This window comes from Sphingobium sp. AP50 (genome assembly GCF_900109095.1).
Taxonomy (GTDB): Bacteria; Pseudomonadota; Alphaproteobacteria; order Sphingomonadales; family Sphingomonadaceae; genus Sphingobium.
In genome coordinates, this window is the sequence record NZ_FNYZ01000013.1 from 157,670 (window position 1) to 166,253 (window position 8,584).

10 protein-coding genes are annotated in these 8,584 nt (G+C 59.4%); 9 read left to right on the forward strand and 1 reads right to left on the reverse strand.

Annotated features, from left to right (window positions below; all coding sequences use genetic code 11):
- Nucleotides 1–125 precede the first annotated feature (125 nt).
- From BMY84_RS19440 to BMY84_RS19460, 5 genes are all read left to right on the forward strand, one after another.
- On the forward strand, nucleotides 126–1,097 hold the full coding sequence (locus BMY84_RS19440; RefSeq protein ID WP_177204085.1) for a polysaccharide pyruvyl transferase family protein: 972 nt from the start codon (nucleotides 126–128) through the stop codon (nucleotides 1,095–1,097).
- Between the two features lie 225 nt (nucleotides 1,098–1,322).
- A complete protein-coding gene (locus BMY84_RS19445) occupies nucleotides 1,323–2,438 on the forward strand; it encodes a hypothetical protein (protein ID WP_093085847.1) in 1,116 nt (371 codons plus the stop codon).
- Nucleotides 2,438–3,244 (forward strand): ABC transporter permease, encoded by an 807-nt coding sequence (locus tag BMY84_RS19450; RefSeq protein WP_093085849.1) that lies wholly within the window; start codon nucleotides 2,438–2,440, stop codon nucleotides 3,242–3,244. The genes BMY84_RS19445 and BMY84_RS19450 overlap by 1 nt, the downstream gene beginning before the upstream one ends.
- Entirely contained in the window at nucleotides 3,241–3,900 is a 660-nt protein-coding gene (locus tag BMY84_RS19455; protein WP_093085850.1) for an ABC transporter ATP-binding protein, read from the forward strand. Before BMY84_RS19450 ends, BMY84_RS19455 begins: the two co-directional genes overlap by 4 nt.
- A complete protein-coding gene (locus BMY84_RS19460; RefSeq protein ID WP_177204086.1) occupies nucleotides 3,884–5,092 on the forward strand; it encodes a glycosyltransferase family 4 protein in 1,209 nt (402 codons plus the stop codon). The genes BMY84_RS19455 and BMY84_RS19460 overlap by 17 nt, the downstream gene beginning before the upstream one ends.
- Here BMY84_RS19460 and BMY84_RS19465 read toward each other — a convergent pair.
- The gene (locus BMY84_RS19465) at nucleotides 5,082–5,879 is read right to left on the reverse strand and encodes a sulfotransferase family 2 domain-containing protein (RefSeq protein ID WP_093085853.1); all 798 of its coding nucleotides are present in this window, start codon (nucleotides 5,877–5,879) and stop codon (nucleotides 5,082–5,084) included. The genes BMY84_RS19460 and BMY84_RS19465 overlap by 11 nt on opposite strands.
- Nucleotides 5,880–6,142: 263 nt before the next feature.
- Here BMY84_RS19465 and rfbA point away from each other — a divergent pair, with 263 nt between their 5' ends.
- The 4 genes from rfbA to BMY84_RS19485 all read left to right on the forward strand — a co-directional run.
- Nucleotides 6,143–7,027 (forward strand): glucose-1-phosphate thymidylyltransferase RfbA, encoded by an 885-nt coding sequence (rfbA, locus tag BMY84_RS19470; RefSeq protein ID WP_093085855.1) that lies wholly within the window; start codon nucleotides 6,143–6,145, stop codon nucleotides 7,025–7,027.
- Entirely contained in the window at nucleotides 7,024–7,569 is a 546-nt protein-coding gene (rfbC, locus tag BMY84_RS19475) for a dTDP-4-dehydrorhamnose 3,5-epimerase (RefSeq protein ID WP_093085856.1), read from the forward strand. The genes rfbA and rfbC overlap by 4 nt, the downstream gene beginning before the upstream one ends.
- Nucleotides 7,566–8,426, forward strand: a complete 861-nt coding sequence (gene rfbD / locus BMY84_RS19480; RefSeq protein ID WP_093085858.1) for a dTDP-4-dehydrorhamnose reductase — start codon at nucleotides 7,566–7,568, stop codon at nucleotides 8,424–8,426. Before rfbC ends, rfbD begins: the two co-directional genes overlap by 4 nt.
- 64 nt (nucleotides 8,427–8,490) lie before the next feature.
- Nucleotides 8,491–8,584 (forward strand): hypothetical protein (locus BMY84_RS19485; RefSeq protein WP_143066723.1); only part of this gene is annotated, 94 nt, incomplete at its 3' end.

An 8,584-nucleotide genomic window follows, 5' to 3' on the forward strand; every position in this document is an offset into this window, starting at 1 on the left:
CAGTTGAAAATGCAGCGGATAAAACGGTCGATGAAATTCTGACCGAAACGGGGCTGAATACCGGTAACCTCATGTTCTTTTCCGCGGCGCGTCGCGTTGTGAAGCATGAGAAGCCTTCGGGCAGCATGGGTTTTGATCCGAACTACGTTCGGGAGAATCATGACGGGATCATCATTCCGGCCGCCAATTGGCTGACCGGTCGCCGCGATCTGGGTGGACTGGCTGCCCTGATCGAGCGCGCCAACTTGCCGACGGTCATATTGGGTCTGGGCGCGCAGTCTTTTGACAGCGCTATCCCCGAATTGCTGCCCGGTACCCAGCGTTTCCTGAAAGTGGTTTCTGAGCGCTGCAAGAATTTGTCGGTTCGCGGTGCGTTTACCGCAGACGTGGTTGCCAGCGCGGGCGTGACCAATGTCACGGTTACGGGTTGTCCGTCGCTGCTGTGGCGCATTGATGGTCCGCCCAAGATCGAGAAGAAGGCCGGTCCCATCTCCAAGGTCAGCATCAGCGGTACTCGCTATGATGACGAAACCAATATGTTCAATCCCAAGTCGAAGTCGCTTATCGGCCTTGTGATGATGCGTCTGGCGATGGCCAAGGGCTATGATTATGTCGCCCAGACGGAGCGACTGGACATGCAGTTTGCTCGTGGCGAATTGACGGCTGAAACGGCGTCGGATGAACTGGACTATCTGGCACAGGTCTATGGCAGTGAGGACAAGGGGGCGGTCGTCGACTATCTCAAGTCCAACCTGAAGATTTTTACCGATGTCGGCACTTGGACCGACTATGCTTCCACGATGGATTTCGCGATTGGGACTCGTCTGCACGGCGTGATCGCCACTTTGCTTGGCGGTACCCCTGCCATGCTGGTGACGCATGATACGCGCACGGTCGAAATGGCCAATCAGGCTGGCATCCCCAATGTTTCGGCGCGCAAGTTGCTGAAGGAAGGCGTGGATGTTCAGCAGCTCTACGATGAAGCGTCGTTCGACAACTTTAATCGCAAGCAGGTTCATTATTATAACCGCTTCGTGCGCTTCTTTAAGGGCAACAATGTTGAAACCAATCTGGGGGAGGAAATCCCTGTGGATTGATGAATCGTGCGTGCGGTTTTTGCGCGTCTCGTTTTGATCTTGTGAAAAAAAGGGCGATTGTTGCATCTGCAACAGTCGCCCTTTTCTATAGGTCGGTTGCTAGGCGGGTAAGGTTTGTGCCGTTGAAAGCCCACTTTGCTGCGGTGAGTCGCAGCGATTGGATGCTGGACTTTGTTGCAGCGCACGCTTACCACCCTGCGAAACAACTCGGCTTGCTGGGGCTTGATGAGCAATATAACCGAAAAATTAGCGGGCCTGAAAAGTCCTCTGTTTCTGGCCACGGTGGCTGTGCCCACCTTTATTTCCATCCTTTATTTCGGCTTGTTCGCTTCGAACGTCTATATGTCCGAATCGCGCTTCATGGTGCAGAGTTCGGACAAGGGCAGCAGCGGTCCGGGCCTGGGCATGTTGTTGAAAGCCAGTGGCTTTTCTACCAACAGCGGCGAAGCCTATGTGACGCGCGACTATATTTTGTCGCGTGATGCGCTGAAGGCGGTGAACAGCGACGGTCTGGTGGCGCGTGCCTATACCACGGGTGGCGATGCATCGATCTTCAATCGCTTCAATCCGTTAGGACAACAGGGTGTCAACGAGCGCCTGTATCGCTTCTATGTCAACAAGCTGGAAATCGTCAATGACAGCGCGTCGGCGATTACCACGTTGCGTGTGCGGGCCTTCACGCCCCAGGATGCGAAGGCGATCAACGAGCGTTTGTTGCAGCGTGCCGAAGAGGTGGTGAATCGCCTGAATCAACGCGGGCGTGGCGATCTGATCGATTATGCGAACAAGGAATTGGGCGAGGCGAAGGTGGTCGCGCGCGATGCGGCCGTTGCGCTGTCCAACTATCGCAATCGCAGCGGCGTCGTCGATCCGCAGAGTCAGGCCACCGTTCAATTGCAAATGATCTCGAAGTTGCAGGACGAACTGATCGCGACGAAGACCGAACTGGTCCAGTTGCGCGCTTTCACCCCGCAGAACCCGCAGATCCCGGTGCTTACGTCGCGCATTGCCCAACTGGGGCGCGAGATTGACTCGCAGATGGGGCAGATTGCCGGTGACCGTACGTCACTGGCGGCCACCGCCGCCGAATATCAGCGGTTGCAACTGGAAAGCGAAGTCGCCGACAAGCAACTGGGTGCTGCCATTGCCTCCTATCAGGAGGCGCGTAATGAGGCGCGCCGCAAGCGTGCCTATATCGAGCGTATCGCCGAGCCGAGCCTGCCGGACTCTTCCGACGAACCCAAGCGGTTGCGTGGCATATTGAGCACTTTGGTGATCGGTCTGGTCGCTTGGGGTATTCTGACCATGTTGACCGCGGGCATTCGCGAGCATCGCGACTGATGTCGATGCAGGACGAAACGGACAATCACGGTGTGCGTGAGGGCTGGGCCGTCCAGCGACGGGTGATCGGGGCGCTGCTGCGTCGTGAAATGATCACCCGTTATGGACGCCACAATATCGGCTTCCTGTGGCTGTTTGTGGAGCCGATGGTATTCACTATCGGCATTGTTACGCTCTGGAATTTGACCAAGAGCGTACATGGTTCTGATCTTCCGATCACAGCCTTTGCCGTTACCGGCTATTCCAGCGTGCTTGTCTGGCGCAACATGCCTTCGCGGCTTATTGGCTCGATCGAGCCGAACCTGTCTTTGATGTATCACCGCAACGTGAAGATTATCGATATCTTCCTGTCACGGCTGGTGCTGGAGATGTCCGGCGTTGCGACGTCGTTCGTGGTGCTGACCCTTTTCTTTGCGACCATGGGTTGGCTGTCGATGCCAGAGGACGTGATCAAAGTGGTCGAGGGCTGGGGCATGCTGGCATGGTTCGGTTCGTCCATGGCGATGTTCCTGGGCGCTGTGTCGCATCGGCACGAACTGATCGACAAGTTCTGGCATCCCTGCTCCTATCTTCTTTTCCCCTTGTCCGGGGCGGCCTATCTTGTGGATTCCCTTCCGCAAAGCATGCAGTCCATCGTGCTGTGGTTGCCGATGGTCCATGGCGTGGAATGCGTGCGCGATGGCTTTTTCGGATCGCATTTCACGCCCCATTATGACCTGGGCTATATGGCGCTGGTTTGCATCACTTTGATGGGGTTGGCCCTGATCCAGATCCGCGCTGTGGAAAGAGAATTGGTGCCGCAATGATCATTCTGGACGATGTTTGGAAGAGCTATCCGACGCGCCACGGCCGGCATCAGGTTTTCAGTGAGGTAAATCTGCAGATCGCCAAAGGCGAGAAAGTGGGTATCCTTGGTCGCAACGGTGCGGGCAAGTCCACTCTCGTTCGGATTATCGGAGGAGCGGAGCAGCCGACGCGCGGCAAGGTGATCCGGAATATGACTGTGTCATGGCCGCTCGCCTTTTCCGGTGCATTCCAATATTCGCTTACCGGCTACGATAATCTGCGTTTCATCTGCCGCGTCTATGGTGTCGATCCGGAAGAGAAGGTCGATGCTGTGCAGTCCTTTTCGGAACTGGGCAAGTTCCTGTGGGAGCCGTTGCGGACCTATTCTTCCGGGATGCGGGCGCGACTGGGGTTTGCCGTGTCCATGGCGATCGAGTTCGACTGCTTTCTGATCGATGAGGTCACGGCGGTTGGTGACGCTCGCTTCCGCGACCGCTGTTATGAAGAATTGAACGTCAAGCGTGCGGACCGCGCAATGATCATGGTTTCGCACAATGCCGGTTATGTGCGCGAAAATTGTACCAAGGCCGGCGTTCTTACCGGCGGGCGCCTGACCATGTTCGATGATGTGGACGAGGCTTACGAATTCTACATGGCGCATGCCGGGGACGATTAATCCCTTGCGGTGGGTGTGTGGCCTTCTCGGCAAGCGCACCCACCGCCAAGCGGATGACCTGCAATGCCGGCAACTGCTGGTCGATGTGTCCACGATCATCCAGCATGATGCCAGAACGGGCATCCAGCGAGTGGTGCGGGCGATCTGGCTGCAATTGCTGGCGACCGATCTGTCCGGTGTGCGGCTGGTGCCGGTATTCGCTACTGTCAAGCGCGGCTATTGCGAGGCGTCGCCGGATTTTCTGACAACAGGCATGCCCGATCGTCCGGTGTCGGTGCGCGTTGCGGCGGGCGATATCTTTTTGGGCCTCGACCTTGCTGCGCATCGCCTCTGGCGACACCGGCGGCAGATTGCCGGATGGAAGCGCCGGGGAGTGGGTGTTCACATCATCGTTTATGACATGTTGCCGCTGACCCATCCGCACTGGTTTCCCGACAGTACCGGCCGGCATTTCCGGCGCTGGATGAAGATATTGCTGCGCCACGCCGATCAGTTGATCGGCATATCGGCCCATGTCGCCGATGAGATGCGCGACTGGCTGGGCGCGCATGGCGGGCGCAGGGCCAGCGAGATCGGCATCGCGCGGATCATGCTGAGCGGCGATCTGTCCGCCAGTGCGCCAAGCAAGGGCATTGCGGAGCGGGACCGTGCCCTGCTGGATCATATGGCTACGGTTCCGACTGTGCTGATGGTCGGTACGATCGAGCCGCGCAAGGCGCATGACAAGGCGCTGGACGCGATGGAGTGGCTTTGGGCGCAGGATGGCGATGCGCCGATGCTGGTGATCGCCGGTCGTCCCGGCTGGCGGACCGAGGCCTTGCAGCAGAGGTTGCTCGATCACCCCTTGAGGGGAGAACAGTTATATTGGCTGAGCGACGTGTCCGACGAATTGTTGACGGAGTTGTACCGCCGGGCCGCGCTGGTCCTGGTGCCGTCCCATGGCGAGGGTTTTGGTCTGCCGATCATCGAGGCGCTGGATCAGGGGTGCAAGGTGCTGGCGCGGGACCTGCCGGTTTTCCGCGAACTGGAGCGGCCCGGCCTGCATTTCTTCCCGTCGGATGCGCCGGCGGATCTGGCCGCGACATTGATGGCGGCCTTGCCCTGTCCGCAACCACAGACTCCGACGGAGCGGCGGGGATGGGACGAGGCGACGGCGGATTTGTTGGACGCGCTGAAGCTCGTCAGTCGATGAACAGGCAGGGCTGGCCGGTGCGTTTCCGGTAGAGGCGGATGTCGTCCCTATAGCATTTGCTGACCAGCCGGATGGTTTCATCCGTGTAGAGCGACTGGGTCGACGGGCATTGCCCATCCCGTTTGAGCAGGGCGATGTCGAGCGCGGGCATATCCGCATAATCGCCGTCCAATTTGGTCAGGCTGCCGCGGCCATGGCCGGTCATCGATCGGGCGTCGAGAATGTCGAGGTCCAGCACGGCCTTGAGGTCGCGGGCCATCGCGGGAATGTCAGCGAAAGCATAATAGCGATCATAATCGGCGTAGAGAATGAAGTCACTTTGCGGGCGCCAGTGGATATTCTGCCGCTTGCTCTTGTGACTGGTGATGGTGCGGACGAAATCGGTGAAGGAAGCGTCCATGGCGGTGCCGCTGGCATGACCTTCCTCCCGAAAGTCCCAGGCGTCGCGATGCATGCCGACGATCTTGTCGAGATAGGCGCTGGCAAGGCGATCGAACGGGCAGCGCAATATGGTGAAGGTAAAATCGGCCGTGACCAGATCCGGCTGGGTCGCGATGAAGGCGCCATTATTGGCGTGAATCCACTGGATCGAATCCGTCGCGCGCAGGAAGCCATTATCTACCGCCAGGGTGAAGCGCATCGTCGAGCAGGCGTTTTTGGGAATGAAGGAATAGATGGCGCGGCGCCGGTAGAGAGCAAGTGCGAACTTTGCCGCAAAGCCATGGCCTTCATTGACCATGACCGATCCGTTGCTGAGCCTGCTGTGCAGCAGTTCACGTCTTTTCATCAATCATGGTCTCCGATCGGGAACGGGATGGGACATCCTAGGGGCAAAGCCGTTCATAGGGGAAGGGGCGGGTGGGTTTTACGCCTATGGCACCGGCATGCGACCAAGCGTCGTGTTGCGTCGCCGAAATGAATGTGGACCCCTCCGGATTGTTTTTGCATGTGCGAAATCCATCCGCTATGCCCTAGCTCGATGAATTCGGGGGCTTAGTTTCCACACATTCGGATTGGCTCTAGAGATCGCTTGATTCGGGAGGGCATAGATTGCGCAAAGGTATAATATTGGCGGGTGGGTCTGGTACCCGGCTCTATCCGCTGACGAAGGGTGTGTCGAAGCAGCTTATGCCTGTTTATGACAAGCCCATGATCTATTATCCTTTGTCGACGCTGATGCTGTCGGGCATTCGTGAAATATTGATCATCACGACGCCGCATGACGCCGCCGCCTTCAAGGCGTTGCTAGGTACGGGTGAGGAATGGGGCCTGTCCCTGTCCTATGCGGTGCAGCCTGATCCGGGCGGTCTGGCGCAGGCCTATCTGATCGGCGCGGATTTCGTGGGCGACAGCCCGTCGACCCTCGTTCTGGGCGACAATATCTTCTACGGTCATGGTCTGGGCGATCTTTTGAGCAAGGCTGACCAGCGAACGAACGGTGCGTCGGTGTTCGGCTATTATGTCAACGATCCCAAGGCCTATGGCGTGGTATCGTTCGATGCGGATGGCCGGGCCGAGACGATCGAGGAAAAGCCCGAAGAGCCCAAGTCCAACTATGCGGTGACGGGCCTGTATTTCTATGACGGTCGCGCGGTCGAACTGGCACGCTCGCTCAAGCCCTCGCCGCGTGGCGAACTGGAAATTACCGACCTCAACCGCCTCTATCTGGAAGAAGGCAGTCTGAACGTCGAGATCATGGGCCGTGGCTATGCCTGGCTCGATACCGGCACGCATGGCTCGCTGCTGGATGCGTCGCTCTATGTCCGCGTGACCGAAGAACGGCAGGGCCTGAAGATTTGCTGCCCCGAGGAAATCGCCTGGCGTCAGGGCTTCATCGATGACGCCCAGCTCGAAGCGCTGGCCGCGCCGCTGCGCAAGAGCGGTTATGGCAATTATCTGGTCAAGCTGCTGGAAGGCAAGGGCGCGTTCGCATGAACATCATCGAGACGGGCATTGAAGGCCTGCTGATCATCGAGCCGCGTGTGTTCGGTGACGATCGGGGCTTCTTCATGGAAAGCTGGAATGCGGCGGGCTTTGCCGAGGCGGGGCTGGATCTGAATTTCGTGCAGGACAATCACAGCCGTTCGGCCAAGGGCGTGCTGCGTGGACTGCATTTCCAGAACCCCAATCCGCAGGGCAAGCTGGTACGGGTCGTGTCCGGCCGGGTGTGGGACGTGGCGGTCGATCTGCGTCGCTCCAGCCCGACTTTCGGCAAGTGGGCGGGCGTGGAATTGTCGGCTGCCAACAAGCGCATGTTCTGGGTGCCGCCGGGCTTCGCCCATGGCTTTGTCAGCCTGGAGGACGGCACCGACTTCCTCTACAAGTGCACGGCGCCCTATGATCCGTCGGCTGAACATTCGCTGATGTGGAATGATCCGGCGGTCGGCATCGAATGGCCGCTGGAGGGCCTGGAGCCGCAACTGTCGGGCAAGGACCAGCAGGGCAAGGCGCTGGCCGAGATCGAGGCCTTCGCATGAAGGCGCTGATTACCGGTTGTAACGGGCAGTTGGGGCGGGGATTGCAGGCCACGGCGCCGGAAGGCGTGACCCTCGTCTGTGTCGGATCGGCCGAACTGGACCTGTCGCAGCCTGACCTGATCGCGCCCTTCGTTGAATCCGTCCGGCCGAATGTCATCATCAACGCTGCTGCCTATACGGCGGTGGACAAGGCGGAGAGCGATGCGGACCGGGCGATGGCGGTCAATGGCACGGCCGTTGGCGCGCTGGCGGATGCGGCGCGCAGCGTGGGCGCGCGGTTCGTCCATGTCTCGACCGATTTCGTGTTCGATGGCACGGCCGGTACGCCTTACGCGCCGGATGCGCCGACCAGCCCGCTCGGCGTCTATGGCGAAACCAAGCTCGCAGGCGAGAGCCTGGCCGGTGAGGATGCGCTGATCGTGCGCACCGCCTGGGTCTATGCGCCGGTTGGCGGCAATTTTGTGCATACCATGTTGCGCCTGATGAAGGAGCGGCCGGAAATCCGCGTTGTTGCGGACCAGATCGGCACGCCCAGCTATGCGCCGGCGCTGGCCGCGGCGATCTGGAAGCTGATCGATGTGGGTGCCACGGGCATCCACCATTATACCGATAGCGGGGCGGCGAGCTGGTACGACTTCGCCGTCGCCATCTATGAGGAAGGGCGCGCGGCAGGCCTGCTGGACAAGGATGTGGCCATCCTGCCGATCGCCACCGCCGACTATCCGACGCCCGCCCGGCGACCCAGCTATTCTGTGCTGGACAAGGGCAAGACCTTCGCGGCGCTGGGCGGCCCCGCGCCGCACTGGCGCACCCATTTGCGGGCCATGATCGCCGGGGTGCAAGCCGCTTCACAATGATGCGGCGCTCTGTTAGCCGTCGCAACCACCGTCATTCACCTCCTGCAAGGACGCGGACCTACACATGAAAATCACGATGATCGGCACGGGTTATGTTGGACTTGTGTCCGGGGCCTGTTTTGCGGACTTTGGCCATGACGTGGTGTGCGTAGACAAGG